Source organism: Streptomyces sp. NEAU-sy36 (genome assembly GCF_013423905.1).
In the GTDB taxonomy this organism is placed as follows: domain Bacteria; phylum Actinomycetota; class Actinomycetes; order Streptomycetales; family Streptomycetaceae; genus Streptomyces; species Streptomyces misionensis.
The window spans coordinates 5,682,495-5,704,257 of record NZ_CP058977.1 but is presented as its reverse complement, the minus strand read 5'-3'; the positions used below and the strand labels follow the sequence as shown (position 1 = coordinate 5,704,257).

Genomic DNA, 21,763 nt, shown 5'->3' with positions numbered 1-21,763 from the left:
GCCGGACCTTCAGGCGGCGGACCGGCCGGCCGTGAGGTAGGCGACCACCATGTCCCCGAGCATGGTCCGGTAGTGCGCGCGCCGGGCCGGGTCCACGAGGTCCCGGCCGAACAGGGCACCGAACGTACGCCCGTTCACGCCCCGGAAGAAGCAGAACGAGCTGATCACCGCGTGCACGTCCGCCGCGTCCACGTCCGTCCTGAACACCCCCGACTCCTGCCCGGCGGCCAGGACGCGGCGCAGCGCGCCGAGCGCCGGGGAGCCGATCGCGCCCAACGCGCCGACGGCGGCGATGTGTTCGGCTGCCTGGCCGTTGTCGCCGCTCAACAGGCGCAGGTAGTCCGGGTGTTGTTCATGGTGATCGAAGACCAGTCCGGCCAGGCGGCGGATTCCCGCGACCGGGTCCAGGTGGCTCACGTCCAGTCGCCCCTCGGCCTCGCGGAGCGCGCCGTAGGCCCGTTCCAGCACCGCCGTGAACAACTGCTCCTTGCCGCCGAAGTAGTAGTAGATCATCCGCTTGGTGGTGCGGGTACGGGCGGCGATCTCGTCGACGCGCGCGCCGTCGTAACCGGCCCGGGCGAACTCCTGTGTGGCCACGTCGAGTATCTCGGCCCTGGTGCGGGCGGCGTCACGCCCCCGCCCGTCGGCTCGTGACGGTTCTTCGACGCTGGTCATGGGGTGTTCCTTCGGCCTTGACGCGCCGTGGTGGTGCGCTCGCTTGCTGCCCGGTGATTCTAGGACGCCGCCACGGCGGAGCGTATGCCGCGGCCCGGGCCACACGCAGTGACCCGGGCCGCGTCGCGTCCGGTGTTACGGCCGCCGGTTCCACTCGGCGATCACCGGGCGCCCGTGTTCCGTGGACAGCCGGCTCACCGTGCCGGTGGCCAGCTGGAACAGCCGGCCCTCGGCGGGCGGCAGGCCCAGCCGACGGGCCGTCAGCACCCGCAGGAAGTGGGCGTGGGCGACCAGCACCACATCACCGGCGTCCTCGGCGAGCGCTGCGTCGACACGGGCCAGCACCCGGTCGGCGCGGGCACCGATCTCGGCCGGCGACTCGCCCGGATGCCCCTCGGGTCCGGGCGGCACCCCGTCGGTCCACAGGTCCCAGTCGGGGCGGGTCCGGTGGATGTCGGGGGTGGTGATGCCCTCGTAGCCGCCGTAGTCCCACTCGTGCAGGTCGGGGTCGGGCACGACCCCGGTGACACCGGCGAGTTCGGCGGTGCGCAGCGCACGGGCGAGCGGGCTGGCCAGGGCCAGGGCGTAGGTCCGGCCGGACAGGAGCGGGGCGAGGGACTTGGCCTGTTCCTCGCCGTGGTCCGTCAGGGGCAGGTCGGTGAAGCTGGTGTGCTGTCCCGACCTGCTCCACTCCGTCTCCCCGTGGCGGACCAGCAAGAGGTCCGCCACGGTCAGCCCTTCTTCTCGACCGCGTGGCCGCCGAACTGGTTGCGCAGCGCGGCGATCATCTTCATCTGCGGCGAGTCGTCCTGCCGGGAGGCGAACCGGGCGAACAGCGAGGCGGTGATCGCCGGGAGCGGCACCGCGTTGTCGATGGCCGCCTCGACGGTCCAGCGGCCCTCGCCGGAGTCCTCCGCGTAACCGCGCAGCTTGTCCAGGTGCTCGTCCTCGTCCAGCGCGTTGACCGCGAGGTCGAGCAGCCAGGAGCGGATGACGGTGCCCTCCTGCCAGGAGCGGAAGACCTCGCGGACGTTGTCCACCGACTTGACCTTCTCCAGCAGCTCCCAGCCCTCGGCGTACGCCTGCATCATGGCGTACTCGATGCCGTTGTGGACCATCTTGGAGAAGTGCCCGGCGCCGACGCGGCCCGCGTGCACATAGCCGTACGGGCCCTCGGGCTTGAGCGCGTCGAAGATCGGCCGCAGCCGGTCGACGTGCTCCTTGTCGCCGCCGACCATGAGCGCGTAGCCGTTCTGCAGGCCCCACACACCGCCGGAGACGCCCGCGTCCACGAAGCCGATGCCCTTGACACCGAGTTCGGCGGCGTGCTTCTCGTCGTCCGTCCAGCGGGAGTTGCCGCCGTCCACCACCGTGTCGCCCTCGGACAGCAGGTCCTTGAGCTCGTCGATGACGCCCTGGGTGGCGGTGCCGGCCGGGACCATCACCCAGACCGTGCGCGGCGCCTCCAGCTTCTCGACCAGTTCTTCGAGGCTCTTGACGTCGGAGACTTCGGGATTGCGGTCGTAGCCGATGACGGTGTGGCCGGCGCGGCGGATCCGCTCGCGCATGTTGCCGCCCATCTTGCCGAGACCGATGAGACCGAGCTGCATGATCAGTTCACTTCCTGAGAGAACGGTAGGCCGCGACCAGGGCCGTGGTGGACGGGTCGAGGCCGGGGACCTCGGCGCCCTCGGTGAGGGCGGGTTCGACGCGCTTGGCGAGGACCTTGCCCAGCTCCACGCCCCACTGGTCGAAGGAGTCGATGTCCCACACCGCGCCCTGCACGAACACCTTGTGCTCGTAGAGGGCGATCAGCTGGCCGAGCACGGACGGCGTCAGCTCCGTGCCGAGGATCGTGGTCGTCGGGTGGTCGCCGCGGAAGGTGCGGTGCGCCACCTGCTCCTCGGGCACGCCCTCCGCGCGGACCTCCTCGGCGCTCTTGCCGAAGGCGAGCGCCTGCGTCTGGGCGAAGAAGTTGGCCATCAACAGGTCGTGCTGCGCCTCCAGTTCGCCGCTCAGGTCGCCGACGGGGCGGGCGAAGCCGATGAAGTCGGCCGGGATCAGCTTGGTGCCCTGGTGGATCAACTGGTAGTACGCGTGCTGCCCGTTGGTGCCGGGAGTGCCCCACACCACCGGCCCGGTCTGCCACTCCACCGGGTTGCCGTCGCGCTGCACCGACTTGCCGTTGGACTCCATGTCCAGCTGCTGGAGGTAGGCGGTGAACTTGGACAGGTAGTGGCTGTACGGCAGTACCGCGTGCGACTGGGCGTCGTGGAAGTTGCCGTACCAGATGCCCAGCAGGCCGAGCAGCAGCGGGGCGTTGGCCTCCGGGGGCGCGGTGCGGAAGTGCTCGTCGACCAGGTGGAAGCCGTCCAGCATCTCCCGGAACCGGTCCGGTCCGATGGCGATCATCAGGGAGAGGCCGATCGCGGAGTCGTACGAGTAGCGGCCGCCGACCCAGTCCCAGAACTCGAACATGTTGTCCGGGTCGATGCCGAACTCGGTGACCTTGCCCGCGTTGGTGGACAGCGCCACGAAGTGCTTCGCGACCGCCTTCTGGTCGCCGTCGAAGGCCCTCAGCAGCCAGGAGCGGGCCGAGGTGGCGTTGGTGATCGTCTCGATCGTGGTGAAGGTCTTGGACGCGACGATGAACAGGGTCTCCGCCGGGTCCAGGTCGCGGGTCGCCTCGTGCAGGTCGGCGCCGTCCACGTTGGACACGAACCGGAACGTCAACTCCCGCGCGGTGTACGGGCGCAGCGCCTCGTAGGCCATGGCGGGGCCGAGGTCGGAGCCGCCGATGCCGATGTTGACCACGTTCCTGATGCGCCTGCCGGTGTGCCCGGTCCAGGCGCCGGAGCGGACCCGCTCGGCGAAGTCGGCCATCTTGTCGAGCACCGCGTGCACCTTGGGCACCACGTTCTCGCCGTCGACCTCGATCACCGCGTCCCGCGGGGCGCGCAGCGCGGTGTGCAGCACCGCCCGGCCCTCGGTGATGTTGATCTTCTCGCCCCGGAACATGGCGTCGCGCAGCGCGAACACCCCGGTGGCGGAGGCGAGGTCCTGGAGCAGGGCCAGGGTCTCGTCCGTGATCAGGTGCTTGCTGTAGTCGATGTGCAGGTCGCCGACCCGGACCACGTACCGCTCGGCGCGGCCGGGGTCCGACGCGAACAGGTCGCGCAGGTGCGGCTGACCCTTGGCGCGGTGGTCGGCGAGCGCCGTCCACTCGGGCCGGTGGATGAGGTCGGAATTACGGACGTCGGCCATCTCAGGCGTTCTCCTTGGCGGCCTCGCCCGTGAGGGCGATGGCGTACATCTCGTCGGCGTCGAGGCGGCGCAGCTCCTCGGCGATGAGTTCGGAGGTGGAGCGGACCTTCAGCGCGAGGGTGCGCGGCGGCTGACCCGGCAGGGTGAGCGTCGCCAGCGGGCCCTCGGGGCGGTCCAGGACGATCTCGCCCTCGCGGGTGCCCAGCCGTACGGCGGTGACCACGGGGCCCTCGGTGACCACGCGGTCCACGGACACCCCCAGCCGCGCCTCCAGCCAGCGGGCCAGCAGCTCGGCGCTCGGGTTGTCCGCCTCGGCCTCCACGGCCGCCGACGTCACCTGCACCCGAGCCTGGTCCAGGGCGGCGGCCAGCATCGACCGCCACAGCGTGAGGCGGGTCCAGGCGAGGTCGGTGTCGCCGGGCGCGTAGTTGCGGGCGCGGGTCTCCAGGACCTCCATCGGCCGGTCCACCGCGTACAGATCGGTGATCCGGCGCTGGGCGAGCGCGCCGAGCGGGTCCTTGGACGGCGTGTCGGGGGCGTCCACCGGCCACCACACGACCACCGGGGCGTCCGGCAGCAGCAGCGGCAGCACCACCGAGTCGGCGTGGTCGGACACGTCGCCGTAGGTGCGCAGCACCACCGTCTCGCCGGTGCCGGCCTCCGAGCCGACCCGGACCTCGGCGTCCAGCCGCGAGTGGGTGCGGTCGCGCAGGGTGCGGGCGTGCCGCTTGATGACGACCAGGGTGCGCGAGGGGTGCTCGTGCGAGGCCTCCTCGGCCGCCCGCATCGAGTCGTAGGCGTTCTCCTCGTCCGTGACGATGACCATCGTCAGGACCATGCCCACGGCCGGGGTGCCGATGGCGCGGCGGCCCTGCACCAGCGCCTTGTTGATCTTGCTTGCCGTGGTGTCGGTCAGGTCGATCTTCATGGCCTGCGCCAGCTCCGTCCGTCTCGTGCGAGCATCTCGTCGGCTTCCCTCGGTCCCCAGCTGCCCGACGCGTACTGTGCCGGACGGCCGTGCGCCGCCCAGTACTCCTCGATCGGGTCGAGGATCTTCCAGGACTCTTCCACTTCCTGGTGGCGCGGGAACAGGTTGGCGTCGCCCAGGAGCACGTCCAGGATGAGCCGCTCGTACGCCTCGGGGCTGGACTCGGTGAACGACTCGCCGTAGGCGAAGTCCATCGACACGTCCCGGATCTCCATCGAGGTGCCGGGCACCTTGGAGCCGAAGCGGACCGTCATGCCCTCGTCCGGCTGGACGCGGATCACGATCGCGTTCTGGCCCAGCTCCTCCGTGGCCGTGGTGTCGAAGGGGGAGTGCGGGGCCCGCTGGAAGACGACGGCGATCTCCGTCACCCGGCGGCCCAGGCGCTTGCCGGTGCGCAGGTAGAAGGGGACGCCCGCCCAGCGGCGGTTGTCGATGCCGAGCTTGATCGCCGCGAAGGTGTCGGTCTTCGACTTGGGGTCGATGCCCTCCTCCTCCAGGTAGCCGACGACCTTCTCGCCGCCCTGCCAGCCGCTCGCGTACTGCGCCCGCACGGTGTGCTTGCCCAGGTCCTCCAGGAGCCGCACCGACTTGAGCACCTTCAGCTTCTCGGTGAGCAGCGCCTCCGCGTCGAACGCGATGGGCTCCTCCATGGCGGTGAGCGCCAGCAGCTGGAGCAGGTGGTTCTGGATGACGTCACGGGCGGCGCCGATGCCGTCGTAGTAGCCGGCCCGGCCGCCGATGCCGATGTCCTCGGCCATCGTGATCTGCACGTGGTCGACGTAACTGCGGTTCCAGATCGGCTCGTACATCTGGTTGGCGAAGCGCAGCGCCAGGATGTTCTGGACGGTCTCCTTGCCGAGGTAGTGGTCGATCCGGAACACCTGGTCCGGCTCGAACACGTCGTGCACGAGCGCGTTCAGCTCGCGGGCGCTGGCCAGGTCGTGGCCGAACGGCTTCTCGATGACCGCGCGCCGCCAGGATCCCTCGGGCGGGCTGGCCAGGCCGTGCTTCTTCAGCTGCTGCACGACCTTCGGGAAGAACTTCGGCGGCACCGAGAGGTAGAACGCGAAGTTGCCGCCGGTGCCGCGGGAGGCGTCCAGCTCCTCCACGGCGTCCTTGAGCTGCTTGAAGGCGGTGTCGTCGTCGAAGTCGCCGGGGATGAACCGCATGCCCTCGGCGAGCTGCTGCCACACCTCCTCGCGGAACGGGGTGCGCGAGTGCTCGCGCACCGCGTCGTGCACGACCTGTGCGAAGTCCTGGTCCTCCCAGTCCCGGCGGGCGAAGCCCACCAGGGAGAAGCCCGGCGGCAGCAGGCCGCGGTTGGCCAGGTCGTACACGGCCGGCATCAGCTTCTTGCGGGACAGGTCGCCGGTCACCCCGAAGATGACCAGGCCCGACGGGCCCGCGATGCGCGGGAGGCGGCGGTCCCGGGTGTCCCGCAGCGGGTTCACCCAGTCGGCGGCCGGGGCGACGGGCACCCGCACCTCCTCGGGCGCCGCGGCGGCGCTCTGCTTGTCGGTCATCGCGCGTCAACTCCCTTGTTCTGCAAGGACTTCGCCACCGCGTCCAGCAGGTCCTGCCAGGCCGACTCGAACTTGGCGACGCCCTCGTCCTCCAGCTGCTGGACGACCTCGTCGTACGAGATGCCGAGCCGCTCGACCGCGTCAAGGTCGGCGCGGGCCTGCGCGTAGCCGCCGGTCACCGTGTCGCCGGTGATCTCGCCGTGGTCGGCGACGGCGTTCAAGGTGGCCTCCGGCATGGTGTTGACCGTGCCCGGCGCGACGAGTTCGTCCACGTACAGGGTGTCCTTGTACGCGGGATCCTTCACACCGGTGGACGCCCACAGCGGGCGCTGCTTGTTCGCCTTGTCGCCGGACAGCGCCAGCCAGCGGTCCGAGGAGAAGACCTCCTCGTAGGCCTCGTAGGCCAGCCGGGCGTTGGCCAGGGCCGCGCGGCCCTTGAGGCCGAGGGCCTCCTCGGTGCCGAGTGCGGTCAGCCGCTTGTCGATCTCGGAGTCCACACGGGAGACGAAGAACGAGGCCACCGAGTGGATCGTCGACAGGTCGATGCCGCGCTCACGGGCCTTCTCCAGGCCGGCCAGGTAGGCGGCCATGACCTCGCGGTAGCGCTCCAGCGAGAAGATCAGCGTGACGTTGACGCTGATGCCGAGCCCGACGACCTCGGTGATCGCGGGCAGGCCCGCCTTGGTCGCCGGGATCTTGATCATCACGTTGGGGCGGTTCACCAGCCAGGCCAGCTGCTTGGCCTCGGCGACGGTCGCCTTGGTGTCGTGGGCGAGACGGGGGTCGACCTCGATGGAGACCCGGCCGTCGCGGCCGTCCGTCGCCCGGTACACGGAGTCCAGTATGTCGGCGGCGTCCCGCACGTCGGCGGTCGTCATCATCCGCACCGCCTCGTCGACGGTCACCCCGCGCACCGCCAGGTCGGTGAGCTGCTCCTCGTAGCCCTCGCCGGAGCCGATGGCCGCCTGGAAGATCGACGGGTTGGTGGTGACACCGACGGCGCTGCCGCTCGCCACCAGCGCGGCGAGGCTGCCCGAGGTGATCCGCTTGCGGGACAGGTCGTCCAGCCAGATGGACACACCCTCGTCGGCAAGGCGCTTGAGGGCTCCCGGGGTCGCGATTGCTTCGGTCACGGTTCTCATCTTTCTGTCTGCGTCGGTGTCAGGCGCGCGCGGCGGCGAGCGACTCGCGGGCCGCCGCGGCGACGTTCTCAGGGGTGAAGCCGAACTCGGCGAACAGCGTCTTGGCGTCGGCGGAGGCACCGAAGTGCTCCAGCGAGACGATCCGCCCCGCGTCGCCGACGTACCGGTACCAGGTCAGTCCGATCCCGGCCTCGACCGCGACCCGGGCCTTCACGGCCGGCGGCAGCACCCGCTCGCGGTAGGCGCGCGGCTGCTCCTCGAACCACTCCACGGACGGCATCGAGACCACCCGGGTGCCGATCCCCTCGGCCTCCAGCCGCTCCCGCGCGGCCACGGCGAGCTGCACCTCGGAGCCCGTCGCGATGATGATCACCTCCGGGACCTCCGTCGAGGACTCGCGCAGCACATAGCCGCCCTTGGCCGCGTCCTCGTTCGGCGCGTACACCGGCACGCCCTGGCGGGTGAGCGCGAGCCCGTGCGGGGCGGGGCTGGTGGCGTGCCTCTTCAGGATCTCGGCCCAGGCGATCGCGGTCTCGTTGGCGTCCGCCGGGCGGACGACGTTCAGGCCGGGGATGGCGCGCAGCGAGGCCAGGTGCTCGACCGGCTGGTGGGTCGGGCCGTCTTCGCCGAGGCCGATGGAGTCGTGCGTCCACACGTACGTCACGGGCAGCTGCATCAGCGCCGACATGCGCACGGCGTTGCGCATGTAGTCGGAGAAGACCAGGAAGGTGCCGCCGTAGATCCGGGTGTTGCCGTGCAGGGCGATGCCGTTCATCTCCGCGGCCATGGAGAACTCGCGGATGCCGAAGTGCACGGTTCGGCCGTACGGGTCGGCGCCCGGCAGCGGGTTGCCCGCCGGCAGGAAGGAGCTGGTCTTGTCGATCGTGGTGTTGTTGGAGCCGGCGAGGTCGGCGGAGCCGCCCCACAGCTCCGGCAGCACCGGGCCGAGCGCCTGGAGGACCTTGCCGGAGGCGGCACGGGTGGCGACCGACTTGCCCTCCTCGAAGACCGGCAGGGCGTCCTCCCAGCCCTCGGGCAGCTCGCCCCGGCTGATCCGGTCGAACAGCTCGGCCTGCTCCGGCCGGGCGGTGCGCCACTCGGCGATCCGCTTGTCCCAGGCGGCGTGCGCCTCGGCGCCCCGGTCCAGGGCCCGCCGGGTGTGCTTCAGGACCTCGTCGTCGACCTGGAAGGTCTGCTCGGGGTCGAAGCCGAGGAGGCGCTTGGTGGCCGCGATCTCCTCCTCGCCGAGCGCCGAGCCGTGGGAGGCCTCGGTGTTGCGCGCGTTCGGGGCGGGCCAGGCGATGATCGTGCGCATCGCGATGATCGAGGGCCGCTCGGTCTCCTCCTGCGCGGCCTTCAGCGCCGCGTACAGGGCGGGCACGTCCACGTCGCCGTCGGCGGTGGGCTCGATGCGCTGGGTGTGCCAGCCGTAGGCCTCGTACCGCTTCAGCACGTCCTCGGAGAACGCGGTCTCGGTGTCGCCCTCGATGGAGATGTGGTTGTCGTCGTAGAGGAAGACCAGGTTGCCGAGCTTCTGGTGGCCGGCGAGCGAGGAGGCCTCGGAGGAGACGCCCTCCTCCAGGTCGCCGTCGGAGACGATCGCCCAGATGGTGTGGTCGAAGGGGGAGGTGCCCGCGGGCGCCTCCGGGTCGAACAGGCCGCGCTCGTAGCGGGCGGCCATCGCCATGCCCACCGCGTTGGCCACACCCTGGCCGAGCGGACCGGTGGTGGTCTCCACACCGGCCGTGTGCCCGTACTCGGGGTGGCCCGGAGTGCGGGAGCCCTTCGTGCGGAACGCCTTGAGGTCGTCCAGCTCCAGCTCGTAACCGGACAGGAAGAGCTGGGTGTAGAGGGTCAGCGAGGTGTGACCGGGGGAGAGGACGAACCGGTCACGGCCGGTCCACTCCGGGTCCGCGGGGTCGTGTCGCATCACCTTCTGAAAGATCGTGTACGCGGCAGGCGCCAGGCTCATCGCGGTGCCGGGGTGACCGTTGCCGACCTTCTGCACCGCGTCGGCCGCCAGCAGACGGGCCGTGTCCACGGCGCGCCGGTCGAGGTCGGTCCACTCGAAGCCGCCGGAAGTCTGCGTGCTCATCTTCAAGAAGTCCTCATTCAGTACGGAAGGGCTGACCGGATGTGTTCAAACTTAAAAGTCTGACTTTTTCGACGGAAGGGCGGGGTGTGTCACTCTGTGGTGAATCTGGGACAGTGATCGAACAGCAGGGACGGCGCGAAAAGGACATGGCTGACACAACGCCCGAAGTGAGCGGCGCCGACGGCATCCGGACCTTCCCCTTCCCGACCGAGCTGGCCGTCGGGGGTGTCGGCATGCAGGTCGGTCCCATGGGCGCCGGTCACACCTGGCACGCCGACGCCCCGCTCGACCGCGTCCACCGCATCGACTTCCATGTGGTCCTGCTCTTCACCGACGGCCCCGTACGCCACATGGTGGACTTCACCGAGTACGAGGCGAACGCAGGCGACCTGCTGTGGATCCGCCCCGGACAGGTCCACCGCTTCTCCCGGGAGTGCGTGTACCGCGGAACCGTGCTCACCATGCAGCCCGGCTTCCTGCCGCGCGCCATCGTGGAGGCCACCGGCCTGTACCGCTACGACCTCCCGCCGCTGCTGCACCCCGACGCGGCGCAGCTCGGCGCGCTGCGCGCGGCCCTGGACCAGCTGCGCCGCGAGTACGAGGACACCGCGACGCTCCCGCTCAGCCTGCACACGGCCGTCCTGCGGCACTCCCTGACCGCGTTCCTGCTGCGCCTCGCCCATCTCGCCGCCAGCTCGGCGTCCGGCTCCCGGCAGCAGTCGGACAGCACCTTCACCCGGTTCCGGGACGCGGTCGAACAGGGCTTCGCCACCAACCACAGCGTCAGCGCCTACGCCGACGCCCTCGGTTACTCGCGCCGCACCCTGGTGCGCGCCGTCCGCGCCGCCACCGGGCAGACCCCCAAGGGCTTCATCGACCGGCGTGTCGTCCTGGAGGCCCAGCGCCTGCTCGCCCACACGGAGTTGCCGATAGGACGGGTCGGCGTGGCCGTCGGCTTCCCCGACGCGGCCAACTTCTCCAAGTTCTTCCAACTGCACACCGGCCGCACGCCGGCTGCCTTCCGGGCGGAACTGCGGTAGCGCGCCGAGGGCCGGGGACCGCCCGGGCGGTGTGCCCGCGGACCGCGCGCGGCCGCCGGGGCGCCCCCGGCGCGTCCGGCGTGCCCCGCCCGGACGCACCGGGGCGGGCACCGGATCCTCCCGGCGCCCGCCCCGCTTCCGTACGGCGGTCGGCTCAGTGGCCGAAGTCGAACCAGTTGACGTTCACGAAGTCGGCCGGCTGGCCGCTGGTGAACGTGAGGTACACGTCGTGCGTGCCGGTGACCGGGCCGATGTTGGCCGGGATCGTCCGCCAGGACTGCCAGCCGCCGGTGTCGCCCACCGCGAAGCTCCCGATCGGCGCGTTGGCGCGGTTGTCCAGCCGTACCTCCACCAGACCGCTCACCCCGGCGCCCGCGCCGCTCGCCACCCGGCCGTAGAACTGGGTGGCCGCCGTCGAGCCGAAGTTCACGCCCTTGTACAGCGCCCAGTCGCCGTTCGCGAGGCTGCCGATGTCCTGGCCGCCGCCGGTGTCCGTGGTGGCCTCCGCCGAGACGCCGGACTGGCCGTCGTACGACTCCGCCTGGACCGGGCTGTACGCGTCCCGGTTGCCGGACGGCGGCGGGGGAGTGGTGCCACCGCCGCCGGACGACTGGAGCACCTGCACATAGTCGACGACCATCGGGTGACCGGGCTCCGTGGCGCTGGTGGGACCGCCGCCGAAGGCACCCGGGAAGCCGCCGCCCATCGCCACGTTCAGGATGACGAAGAAGCCGTGGTTCGTGGCGTTGGCCCAGGTCGTCGCGTCCATCTGGGCGGCCGTGACCGTCTGGTAGACGGTGCCGTCCACGGAGAAGCGGATCGCCTCCGGGCTCACCGAGCGGTCCCACTCCATGGTGTACGTGTGGAAGCCCGACTGGCAGGTGCTGTTCGGGCACGCGGTCGAGTTGCCGAGCCCGGTGGTCTCGTTGCAGGGGCCGCCCGAACCGGTGCCGCAGTGCATGGTGGCCCAGGTCTTGTTCAGACCCTGGACGTTCTCCATGATGTCCAGCTCGCCGATGCCGGGCCAGTTCCAGTAGTTGCCGCGGAAGGGCGCGCCCAGCATCCAGAACGCGGGCCAGTACCCGGCCGCCGCGTCACCGGTCACGTTCGGCATCTGGATCCGCGCCGACACGCGCAGCTTGCCGCCCGCCGGGGGCTGGAAGTCGGTGCGGGTGGTCTCGATCCGGCCGGACGTCCAGTTGCCGGAGGCGTCGCGGCGGGGCGTGATGAGCAGGTCGCCGTTGCCGTCCAGGGAGACGTTGTTCGTGCCGGACGTCATCGACTCGACCTCGCCGGTGCCCCAGTTGGCGGCTCCGCCCGGGTACGAGGTCCCGGTGTCGTACTGCCAGTTGGCCGTGTTCACGCCGGAGCCCGCCGCGCCGTCGAAGTCGTCGAGGAAGACCTGCGACCAGCCGGAGGGCGGCGCCGGGGCGGAGGCGTCCGCGGGCGCGCCGGCGGTGGTGGCGAGCGCCGCGGCCAGCCCGAACGTGGCGAGCGCGGCGACCAGGGCGCGGCGCAGGGAGCGGGTGCGGGGTCTGGGGGTGCCGGAGGATTCACTCATGGGGAGGCCTCTCGGGGAGCGTGGGGTGAGGTGAGCTGAGAGCGCTCTCACGACGCCGCCAAATGTGCTCCCCGGCCCCGCGGCCGTCAAGGCTTGAAACACGGAAAGTCCGATGCACGCGGGCGAGTTCAGGTAATGAAGGGGGTGAGCCCTTGCCTGGCGGACCCCGTACCCGGCGCCGTGCGGTGTACCGGTGGCGGATGGCGGCGCCGGGCCGGGCGCCGCCACCGGGACCGCGACCCCTACCCGAGCCGGTACGCGTACACGGTCGTCGCCACCGCGCACACGCCGGGCTGCACCACCTCGGCGCGCAGGGTGCCGGCGGCCGGGTCGTAGTCGACGCCCTCCGCCTCGAACGTGCCCGTGCACACGCTCCGCTGGGGCAGCGCGAACAGGCTGCTCACCCGGCCGGTGACCGGCTTGCCGTCCAGGGGGTGCGGCAGATCGACCTGGAGCAGCGGTCTGCTCTGCGGGAACAACTGCCCCGAGGCGTCGTCGGACGCGCACACCAGGCGGGTGGCGCTCACGAAGTCACAGCCCTGGATGTCCCGCACCGGCTTGTCCAGGCCGATCGGCCCGGCCTGCGCCAGCGTGCCCCCGGTGCGCGGGGTCGCCGGGTTGAGCAGCGGCGCCGGGAACACCTGGAGCCGGTCCTGGTCGCCCCACTCGCCGGACACCAGCCACTGCCCGTCGGGCGAGACCGCGGCGAAGGAGTTGTTCACCTTCTCGCCCGGATCCAGTGGATGGACGTAGTCGTACCGCTTCCCCTCCGGGGTGGTCACCGCGTACATCTTCGAGGTGGCCGTGTCGGCACCCTGGTAGGCGTCGAAGACGTAGCCGCGCGCGATGTCCGGGTCGCCCACGTGGTTCCAGCCCTTGGTCCGCAGGTCCAGCGGGATGTCCAGCAACCCGCGGTGCAGCAGCGAGCCGTCGGCGCGGCTCGCGAGTCCCTGGCCGCCGCCCAGGGTGTCGGTGTACGACGTCCCGGCCGCGACCCACTGGGCCGGCTCGGACGCCGACGCGCTGGGGGCGGCACACACGAGCGCGCCCACCAGTGCGGTGAGCGCGGCGATCTGACGCTTCATCGGGCTCCTGTCACCTCGGTGGAGTCGGGGTTCGCATGCAACCACGGATCGGTGTCCGGCGGGTTGCGGGGGCGTGATCGACGCTCCGGTTCCGGCCGTCCTCGCCGTGCGGAGGCCGGCCCCGCCGGGCGGGGCGTGCGCGGACGGCCCACGGGCGGGGATCATGGGACAGCACGAGACAGGCGTGGCGGACTCGAAAGAGGTGCGTAGGACGTGAGGCTGACGATTCTGGGCGGTGGCGGGTTCCGCGTCCCGCTGGTCCACGGCGCGCTGCTGACCGACCGTGGCGAGGGGCGGGTCACCGAGGTCGTCCTGCACGACCTGGACGACCGTCGGCTGCACGCGGTCTCCCGGGTACTTCAGGAACAGGCCGCCGGCATCCCCGACGCGCCCCGGGTGACCGTCACCACCGACCTCGACGAGGCGCTGCGCGGCGCCGACTTCGTCTTCTCCGCGATCCGGGTCGGCGGCCTGGAGGGGCGGGCGGCCGACGAGCGGATCGCGCTCGCCGAGGGCGTCCTCGGCCAGGAGACGGTCGGTGCGGGCGGCATCGCCTACGGCCTGCGCACGGTGCCCGTCGCCGACGACATCGCCCGCCGGGTGGCCCGGCTCGCGCCCGACGCCTGGGTCATCAACTTCACCAATCCGGCGGGGCTGGTCACCGAGGCCATGTCCCGGCACCTGGGCGGGCGCGTCATCGGCATCTGCGACTCGCCGGTCGGCCTCGGCCGCCGCATCGCCCGCGTCCTCGGCGCCGATCCGCGCGAGGCCTTCGTGGACTACGTCGGCCTCAACCACCTCGGCTGGGTGCGCGGGCTGCGCGTCGGCGGGCGCGACCAGCTCCCGCGGCTGCTGGCCGATCCCGCGCTGCTCGGCTCCTTCGAGGAGGGCAGGCTCTTCGGCCCCGACTGGCTGCGCTCGCTGGGCGCGATCCCCAACGAGTACCTGCACTACTACTACTTCAACCGCGAGACCGTGGGCGCGTACCAGGAGACCGAGCGGACCCGGGGCGCCTTCCTGCGCGACCAGCAGGCCCGCTTCTACGAAGCCGCCGGGCGCCCGGACGTCTCCGCGCTGGCGGCGTGGGACCGCACCCGCGCCGAGCGCGAGGCGACGTACATGGCCGAGAACCGCGAGAGCGCGGGCGCGGGCGAGCGCGAGGAGGAGGACCTCTCCGGCGGCTACGAGAAGGTGGCCCTCGCCCTGATGCGGGCCATCGCCCGCGACGAACGCACCACCCTGATCCTCAACGTCCGCAACGACGGCACCTTGTCCGCCCTCGACGCCGACGCCGTCGTCGAGGTGCCCTGTCTGGTGGACTCGGGCGGCGCCCACCCGCTGGCCGCCGCCCCGCTGCCCGCCCATGCGACGGGCCTGGTCTGCGCGGTCAAGGCGGTGGAACGGGAGGTCCTCGCCGCCGCCGAGTCCGCCTCCCGGGCCACGGCGGTCAAGGCCTTCGCCCTGCACCCCCTGGTCGACTCCGTGAACGTGGCCCGCCGGCTCGCGGACGGCTACATCGCCGCCCATCCGGGACTCGCCTACCTCAGGTAGGCGCGGGCGGGGGGCCCTTGAACGCCGCCCGCAATTGTGTTCTTGTGGAGCGGACGACTCGCTGATCGGAAGGGGACACGGGGTGGAGCCGACGGCCGGTCCCGGTCAGTTGCTGGCCATCAGTGATCTGCACATCTCCTACCCGGAGAACCGCCGCTTGGTCGAGGAGTTGCGGGGCGGCGAGGAGGACTGGCTGATCGTCGCGGGCGACATCGCCGAGACCGTCGAGGACATCCGCTGGACCCTCGCCACTCTCGCCGGCCGCTTCCGCAAGGTGCTGTGGGCGCCCGGCAACCACGACCTGTGGACCCACCCGAAGGACACCGTGACCCTGCGCGGTGTCGCCCGCTACGAGCACCTGGTCGACGTCTGCCGGGAACTCGGCGTCGTCACCCCCGAGGACCCCTACCCGGTGTGGCACGGCGCCGGCGGCCCGGCCGTGGTCGCCCCGTTGTTCCTCGGCTACGACTACTCCTTCCTGCCCGCCGGCTGCGCCACCAAGGCCGAGGGCCTGGCCTACGCGGAGTCCACCGGCATCGTCTGCAACGACGAGTACCTGCTGCACCCGGACCCGTACCCGACCCGGGAGGCGTGGTGCCGGGACCGGGTCGCGCGGACCGAGGAGAGACTCGCCGCGCTGCCGGCCGGCCTGCCGACCGTGCTGGCCAACCACTACCCCCTGGACCGGCACCCCACCGAGGTGCTGTGGCACCCCGAGTTCGCCATGTGGTGCGGCACCACCCTGACCGCCGACTGGCACCGACGCTTCCGCGTCGCCACCATGGTCTACGGCCATCTGCACATCCCCCGCACCACCTGGCACGACGGAGTCCGCTTCACCGAGGTCTCCGTGGGCTACCCCCGTGAATGGCGCAAGCGCCCGACGGCCCCGGGAAAACCGCGCCGCATCCTGCCGATGGAGGACGAGACCGGTGATCGAGGAGCTGCTCCCGGAGTCGGTCGTGGCCGTGGAGGCGCACCGTGACGACCCGCTGTGGGAGGCCCCCCTCTACCCGGAGGAGGCGGTGCTCGTCGCCCGCGCCGTGGCCAAGCGGCGCCGCGAGTTCGCCGCCGTGCGCGGCTGCGCCCGGCGCGCCATGGAGAAGCTCGGCATCCCGGCGCGGCCCGTGGTCAGCGGCGAGCGCGGCGCCCCGCAGTGGCCGGCCGGCATCGTCGGCAGCATGACGCACTGCGACGGCTACTGCGCCGCCGCGCTGGTCCGCGCCACCGACCTGGCCTCCCTCGGCATCGACGCCGAACCGCACGGACCGCTGCCGGAGGGCGTGGGACCCTCCGTCTTCCTGCCCGCCGAGACGGCCCGCCTGGAACGGCTCGCCGGGCGACGGCCGGCCGTGCACTGGGACCGCATCCTGTTCAGCGCCAAGGAGTCGGTGTACAAGGCATGGTTCCCGCTCACCCGTGAATGGCTGGACTTCTCCGAGGCGGACATCACCCTGACCCCGGCCGCGGACGGCGCATCGCACGGCACCCTGTACGCCGAACTCCTCGTCCCCGGGCCCCGGGTGGGCGACCGCCGGCTCCAGGTGTTCGACGGCCGCTGGACCGTGCGCGACCACCTCGTGGCCACCACGGTCGTCGTGCCCCACGCCTGAGGGCCGCCCGGCCGCCGTCGCCGTGCTCACGCCTGAGGCGCCCCGGCCGTCGTCGCCGTGGCCGGGTGCCGACGACGGCCGGGCGGGCGGTCCTCAGGAGGCCGGCGGACACCACTCGCTGAGCAGCCGGAAGAACTCCGCCTCGTTGCCCGCGAGACCGGCCCCCGCGAGGGCCGTCTCCGCCTCGGCGAGCACGCCGGGCGGCACGACGGCGGGCGGCGCCCCCTCGGGCGGTCCGTCGAAGGCGGCGCGCACCGTGTGCAGCAGCCGCAGATAGGCCTGGACGGCGGTGCGCTCGTGGTCGGTCAGTACGGCGGTGGGCATCGGTCGGCTCTCCCCGGATAGGCGTCACGGTCACGCGCCCTGCGGCGCCGCGCGCCGCGGGTCGTACGGCGCACTCGACCAGCTTGCCGTCCACCACTGACAATGGGGCGAAAGCGCACCCTGCGCCCCGCCCGAGTGCCCGAGTGCCCGTCAGGAATCGGGCCGCTTCACGCTCTCCAGCAGCATGTCCAGCCATTCCGCGACCTTGTCCCGGTGCTGGTCGGTGGGCAACTGCGCGGCCCGCCAGGCGATTCCGCGCACCCCGTGGTCCTGCAGCAGCCGCTCCAGCGGATCCTGGGCGGCCTCGGCCGCGGCCCGCTCCCGGTCGGCCAGCTTCTGCAGCAGCTCCTGCTCGGTGCGCTGCAACGCGCCCGCCAGCGCCTCCGGGTCCTCCGCGGTCAGGAAACCGGCGTGCACCCGGAAGAACCGCTGCAACGCGTCGCAGTGCTCCATGGTGGGCCGCCGGTCGCCGTTGATCAGGGCGCCGGCCTGCTGCCGGGACATGCCCGCGCCGTCGGCGATCTCCTGCTGGGTGTATCTGCGGCCGTTGGGCTTCAGCCGGGTGCGCCGCAGCAGGCCCAGGCGCTGGAGGAACCGCGCCTGGACGTCGGGTTCGCCGGCCGGGCGGCCGCTGAGCAGGGCCTTGACCACCGGCTCCGGCACCCCGCAGGCGACCGAGAGCCGCGCGACGTCGAAGACCTCGGCCTGGGCCACCCCGAGCCGCTCGGCGAGCGCGGTGACGCGGGCGACGACGGCCGGCAGCTGGGCGGTCGCCGCGGCGCCCGGATCCTCGTAGCCATCCGTCACCGACAGAACTCCTACGTCTCTCAAGGGCAACAGGTGCGTCCGTGCATCCCGCATGCTCGGTACCGGGTCCGGCGATCGCCGTGAACCTCCCGGAGATTAGCCGGTGCCCCGAACCCACATCCAGGTGTCGCCACAACTGTGGCGAATTTCAGCCGTCAACCGGCGTGGAATGCCACGATAGTTGACATCACCTCTCGTGGGGAAGCAGGATCGCATCGCCGCGTGAAGGCCGCAGAGGCAAGAGGGGTGACCTCCCGATGGCACATCAGGCAGGAGGGAAGCGGCCGGCGCCGCGGCCCGTCCCCGAGACCTCCGAGACCCAGACCTACCTACAGGACTACGGCGCACTGCTGGACACCGTCACGTTCCCGTCCCTGGTGGTGGACCACCGCTGGGACGTCGTGCTGGCCAACGCCGCCTTCGGCGTGCTCTTCGGCGGAATGCGCCCGCATCCCACCGCCATGCCGGAGGACAACTTCCTGCGGTTCGTGCTCTTCCACCCGGACGCCGGGCGCGTCCTCGGCGACCACGAGGCGGGCTGGTGCCTGCCGATGCTCGCGCAGCTCAAGGGCGCCATGGAGGCGTACGGCCACGATCCCGAACTCCAGGCCGTGCGGCGGGACATCGCCCAGGACCCGCTCATGGAGGCGGCCTACCGGCAGGGGCTGCCGCACTGGATCCGGGCGGTCGGCGAGCGCGGGACCCGGCTCGACGGGGCCGTACGGCTCCTCTTCCACCCCGATCCGCGCCGGGGCCCCACCGAGTGCCGCATCGTGGAGGAGACCCCGCAGACCCTGAGCGAACTGGGCTTCCGCAGGCTGACGCTGGTACCGCGGGACAGTCGCCGGGCCCCCGCCCCGGTGCGCCGCCCGCGCAGGTCCCGTGCCACCCCCGCGCATCTGACGGTGGTCCCGCCGCCCGGGAACTGACGGCCGCCGGCGGCACACGGCCGCGGGACTTTCACCTCGGTGTCACCCCACCCTTCCCTGACGTTCGCCGCTCTTGGAACACTCGCTCCGCGCACCTTCGCTCTGCGCGACGCCAGACGTCAGGACGAGAGGACCCCCACACCCATGCCCCAAGTCAACCGGCGGCGCTTCCTCCAGATAGCGGGCGCCACCACGGCGTTCACCGCGCTGTCCAGCAGCATCCAGCGCGCGGCCGCCCTGCCCGCCCACCACCGCACCGGGTCCCTGGAGGATGTCGAGCACATCGTCGTCCTGATGCAGGAGAACCGTTCCTTCGATCACTACTTCGGTTCGCTCAGGGGGGTGCGGGGCTTCGGGGACCCGCGGGCGGTGAGCCAGCAGGGCCGTTCGGTCTGGCAGCAGTCCGACGGCACCAAGGACGTCCTGCCCTTCCACCCGGACGCGGACGACCTGGGGCTCGCCTTCATCCAGGACCTGCCGCACGGCTGGCCCGACACCCACGCCGCCTTCAACGGCGGTAAGTACGACAAGTGGGTTCCGGCCAAGGGCACCACCACCATGGCGCACCTGACCCGCGAGGACATCCCGTTCCACTACGCCCTCGCGGACGCCTTCACCGTCTGCGACGCCTACCACTGCTCGTTCATGGGCTCCACCGACCCCAACCGCTACTACATGTGGACCGGGTACGTCGGCAACGACGGCCAAGGCGGCGGCCCGGTGCTCGGCAACGACGAGAAGGGCTACGGCTGGACCACGTACCCCGAGCGCCTGGAGAAGGCCGGGATCTCCTGGAAGATCTACCAGGACATCGGCGACGGCCTGGACGCGAACGGCGGCTGGGGCTGGATCGAGGACGCCTACCGGGGCAACTACGGCGACAACTCCCTGCTCTACTTCGACCAGTACCGCGACGCCCGGCCCGGCGATCCGCTGTACGACAAGGCCCGCACCGGGACCGACGCCCGGCAGGGCGAGGGCTTCTTCGACCGGCTCAGGGCGGACGTGCGGGCCGGCAAGCTCCCGCAGGTCTCCTGGATCGTGGCGCCCGAGGCCTTCACCGAGCACCCCAACTGGCCCGCCAACTACGGCGCCTGGTACGTCTCCCAGGTGCTGGACGCGCTCACCTCGAACCCCGAGGTGTGGGGGAAGACGGCGCTGTTCCTCACCTACGACGAGAACGACGGCTTCTTCGACCACGTGCTGCCGCCCTTCCCGGCCGCCTCCGGGGCGCAGGGCAAGTCCACGGTGGACACCTCGCTCGACGTGTACCAGGGCGGCGCCGGGTACGCGGCCGGCCCCTACGGGCTCGGCCAGCGGGTCCCGATGATCGTCGTATCGCCCTGGAGCAAGGGCGGTTACGTCTGCTCCGAGACGTTCGACCACACCTCGATCATCCGCTTCATCGAGCGCCGCTTCGGGGTGCGCGAGCCCAACATCTCGCCCTGGCGGCGCGCCGTGTGCGGCGACCTCACCAGCGCCTTCGACTTCTCCCGCAAGGACGCCGGGGCCGTCCGGCTGCCGTCCACGGCCGGCTACCGGCCGCCGGACACGGACCGGCACCCCGACTACGTGCCCAAGCCGCCCGCGAACCCCTCGCTGCCCCGCCAGGAGCGCGGCAGCAGGCCCACCCGCCCGCTGAAGTACGCCCCCGTGGTGGACGGTTCGGCGGACACCGGGGCCGGCACGTTCACCCTCACCTTCGCCTCGGGCGCGCACGCGGGCGCGGTCTTCCTCGTCACCTCCGGCAACCGCGGCGACGGCCCCTGGACCTACACCACCGAGGCCGGCAAGACCCTGTCCGACACCTGGGACTCGGCCTACTCGGGCGGCGTCTACGACCTCGCCGTGCACGGCCCCAACGGCTTCCTGCGCGTCTTCAAGGGCCGCAACAGGAGCGCGGGCCCGGAGGCGACCGCACGGTACACCGGCGAGCGCGTCGAACTGGTCCTCACCAACCAGGGCTCCGGCGCGGCCCGGCTGCGGATCACCGACGGCTACGGCGGCGCCCCGGCGGCGGTGACCGTGCGGCCGGGCGCCACCGTGCGGCACACCGTGGACCTCGCCCGCGGTCACCGCTGGTACGACCTGACAGTGACCTCGGCGGACGACCCGGCGTTCGTGCGCGGCTTCGCCGGTCACGTCGAGAACGGGCGGCCCGGCGTCAGCGACCCGGCCATCGCGACGCGGTGAACGGGCGATGAACACCGCTCCGTGCGGGCTGGTCAGGTACCGGTCACATCAGGGTAGTGTGCCCCGGTGACCACGCAATCGAACACTCCCGCCGGCTGGTACCCGGACCCGCACGGGGCGCCCCAGACGCTCCGCTACTGGGACGGCACGCAGTGGACCGAGCACACGAACAACCAGGCGCAGCAGGCGCCGCAGGGCCAGCAGGCCGTACCGCAGCAGGCCGCCGCCCAGTTCCCGCAGCAGCAGGCCGCCGACCCCCGGGTGCAGCGCCAGGTGCAGCAGCAGGCCGGGGTCGTGTCGAACGCCGCCGGCGGCGGCACCCTGTTCACCGAGCCCGTGCTGGTGGTGAACCAGAAGGCCAAGCTGATCGAGGTGACCAACGAGTACAAGGTCATGGACCAGCACGGCCGGGAGATCGGCTCGGTCACCGAGATCGGTCAGGGCGTGCTGAAGAAGATCCTGCGCTTCGTCTCCAGCCTCGACCAGTTCATGACCCACAAGCTGGAGATCCGCGACGCCCACGGCCAGCCCCAGCTGGTGCTGACCCGGCCCGCGAAGTTCTTCAAGTCCCGGGTGATCGTGACCCGGCCGGACGGCTCGCCGGTCGGTGAGATCGTCCAGCAGAACATGATCGGGAAGATCAACTTCGCGATGAACGCGGACGGCCGGCAGGTCGGCGCGATCAAGGCGGAGAACTGGCGCGCGTGGAACTTCGCGATCGTCGACCACGCGGACAACGAGGTGGCCCGGATCACCAAGACCTGGGAAGGCCTCGCCAAGACGCTGTTCACCACCGCGGACAACTACGTCCTGCAGATCCACTACCAGTTGCCCGAGCCGCTGCTGAGCCTGGTGGTGGCGACGGCCCTGACCGTCGACACCGCGCTCAAGCAGGACTCGCGGGGCTGGAACTGAGCGCGACCCGTACGGGGAGCGCGCGACACCGAACACGGTCACGGCGGCCGGTGCGCGA

The 21,763-nt window shown here is 71.7% G+C and carries 19 protein-coding genes; 7 read left to right on the top strand and 12 right to left on the bottom strand.

Annotated features, from left to right (window positions below):
• Positions 1 to 9: 9 nt before the first annotated feature.
• The 8 genes from HZZ00_RS24905 to tkt form a co-directional block, all read right to left on the bottom strand.
• Positions 10 to 675 (bottom strand): TetR/AcrR family transcriptional regulator, encoded by a 666-nt coding sequence (locus tag HZZ00_RS24905; protein ID WP_180328553.1) that lies wholly within the window; start codon positions 673 to 675, stop codon positions 10 to 12.
• A 135-nt stretch (positions 676 to 810) separates the two neighbouring features.
• The gene (locus HZZ00_RS24900) at positions 811 to 1,404 is read right to left on the bottom strand and encodes a histidine phosphatase family protein (protein WP_180328552.1); all 594 of its coding nucleotides are present in this window, start codon (positions 1,402 to 1,404) and stop codon (positions 811 to 813) included.
• 2 nt (positions 1,405 to 1,406) lie between these two features.
• Positions 1,407 to 2,285, bottom strand: coding sequence for a phosphogluconate dehydrogenase (NAD(+)-dependent, decarboxylating) (gene gnd / locus HZZ00_RS24895; RefSeq protein WP_180328551.1), 879 nt, complete (start codon positions 2,283 to 2,285; stop codon positions 1,407 to 1,409).
• A 7-nt stretch (positions 2,286 to 2,292) separates the two neighbouring features.
• Positions 2,293 to 3,939 (bottom strand): glucose-6-phosphate isomerase, encoded by a 1,647-nt coding sequence (pgi, locus tag HZZ00_RS24890; protein WP_180328550.1) that lies wholly within the window; start codon positions 3,937 to 3,939, stop codon positions 2,293 to 2,295.
• Between the two features lies 1 nt (position 3,940).
• Entirely contained in the window at positions 3,941 to 4,867 is a 927-nt protein-coding gene (gene opcA, locus HZZ00_RS24885) for a glucose-6-phosphate dehydrogenase assembly protein OpcA (protein WP_074994419.1), read from the bottom strand.
• Positions 4,864 to 6,450: a glucose-6-phosphate dehydrogenase gene (gene zwf / locus HZZ00_RS24880; RefSeq protein WP_180328549.1), complete on the bottom strand. Its 1,587-nt coding sequence runs from the start codon at positions 6,448 to 6,450 to the stop codon at positions 4,864 to 4,866. The genes opcA and zwf overlap by 4 nt, the downstream gene beginning before the upstream one ends.
• Positions 6,447 to 7,592, bottom strand: a complete 1,146-nt coding sequence (gene tal / locus HZZ00_RS24875) for a transaldolase (RefSeq protein WP_180328548.1) — start codon at positions 7,590 to 7,592, stop codon at positions 6,447 to 6,449. Before tal ends, zwf begins: the two co-directional genes overlap by 4 nt.
• A gap of 19 nt (positions 7,593 to 7,611) precedes the next feature.
• Positions 7,612 to 9,687, bottom strand: a complete 2,076-nt coding sequence (tkt, locus tag HZZ00_RS24870) for a transketolase (protein WP_070029499.1) — start codon at positions 9,685 to 9,687, stop codon at positions 7,612 to 7,614.
• Positions 9,688 to 9,833: 146 nt separating this feature from the next.
• On the opposite strand from tkt, the gene HZZ00_RS24865 reads away from it, so the two are divergent.
• Positions 9,834 to 10,727, top strand: coding sequence for an AraC family transcriptional regulator (locus HZZ00_RS24865; RefSeq protein ID WP_180328547.1), 894 nt, complete (start codon positions 9,834 to 9,836; stop codon positions 10,725 to 10,727).
• Positions 10,728 to 10,881: 154 nt separating this feature from the next.
• Here the strand turns inward: HZZ00_RS24865 and HZZ00_RS24860 are convergent, their stop codons facing one another.
• Both HZZ00_RS24860 and HZZ00_RS24855 read right to left on the bottom strand, forming a co-directional pair.
• The gene (locus tag HZZ00_RS24860) at positions 10,882 to 12,288 is read right to left on the bottom strand and encodes a glycoside hydrolase family 16 protein (protein WP_180328546.1); all 1,407 of its coding nucleotides are present in this window, start codon (positions 12,286 to 12,288) and stop codon (positions 10,882 to 10,884) included.
• A gap of 242 nt (positions 12,289 to 12,530) precedes the next feature.
• Positions 12,531 to 13,373, bottom strand: coding sequence for a hypothetical protein (locus tag HZZ00_RS24855; RefSeq protein ID WP_180328545.1), 843 nt, complete (start codon positions 13,371 to 13,373; stop codon positions 12,531 to 12,533).
• A gap of 213 nt (positions 13,374 to 13,586) precedes the next feature.
• Here HZZ00_RS24855 and HZZ00_RS24850 point away from each other — a divergent pair, with 213 nt between their 5' ends.
• From HZZ00_RS24850 to HZZ00_RS24840, 3 genes are all read left to right on the top strand, one after another.
• On the top strand, positions 13,587 to 14,924 hold the full coding sequence (locus HZZ00_RS24850) for a 6-phospho-beta-glucosidase (protein ID WP_180328544.1): 1,338 nt from the start codon (positions 13,587 to 13,589) through the stop codon (positions 14,922 to 14,924).
• Between the two features lie 82 nt (positions 14,925 to 15,006).
• Positions 15,007 to 15,909, top strand: coding sequence for a metallophosphoesterase (locus HZZ00_RS24845; RefSeq protein ID WP_180328543.1), 903 nt, complete (start codon positions 15,007 to 15,009; stop codon positions 15,907 to 15,909).
• On the top strand, positions 15,857 to 16,537 hold the full coding sequence (locus HZZ00_RS24840; protein ID WP_180328542.1) for a 4'-phosphopantetheinyl transferase: 681 nt from the start codon (positions 15,857 to 15,859) through the stop codon (positions 16,535 to 16,537). Before HZZ00_RS24845 ends, HZZ00_RS24840 begins: the two co-directional genes overlap by 53 nt.
• A 93-nt stretch (positions 16,538 to 16,630) precedes the next feature.
• On the opposite strand, the gene HZZ00_RS24835 is transcribed toward HZZ00_RS24840, so the two are convergent.
• Entirely contained in the window at positions 16,631 to 16,861 is a 231-nt protein-coding gene (locus tag HZZ00_RS24835; RefSeq protein ID WP_180328541.1) for a hypothetical protein, read from the bottom strand.
• Positions 16,862 to 17,011: 150 nt separating this feature from the next.
• Entirely contained in the window at positions 17,012 to 17,668 is a 657-nt protein-coding gene (locus tag HZZ00_RS24830) for a helix-turn-helix transcriptional regulator (RefSeq protein ID WP_180328540.1), read from the bottom strand.
• 257 nt (positions 17,669 to 17,925) lie between these two features.
• Here HZZ00_RS24830 and HZZ00_RS24825 point away from each other — a divergent pair, with 257 nt between their 5' ends.
• The 3 genes from HZZ00_RS24825 to HZZ00_RS24815 all read left to right on the top strand — a co-directional run bounded on the left by HZZ00_RS24825 (position 17,926) and on the right by HZZ00_RS24815 (position 21,705).
• Positions 17,926 to 18,597, top strand: a complete 672-nt coding sequence (locus tag HZZ00_RS24825; RefSeq protein ID WP_180328539.1) for a hypothetical protein — start codon at positions 17,926 to 17,928, stop codon at positions 18,595 to 18,597.
• A 144-nt stretch (positions 18,598 to 18,741) separates the two neighbouring features.
• Entirely contained in the window at positions 18,742 to 20,790 is a 2,049-nt protein-coding gene (locus HZZ00_RS24820; protein WP_180328538.1) for a phosphocholine-specific phospholipase C, read from the top strand.
• Between the two features lie 66 nt (positions 20,791 to 20,856).
• Complete coding sequence (locus HZZ00_RS24815; RefSeq protein ID WP_180328537.1) at positions 20,857 to 21,705, top strand: phospholipid scramblase-related protein; 849 nt, start codon at positions 20,857 to 20,859, stop codon at positions 21,703 to 21,705.
• The last annotated feature ends 58 nt before the right edge of the window (positions 21,706 to 21,763 follow it).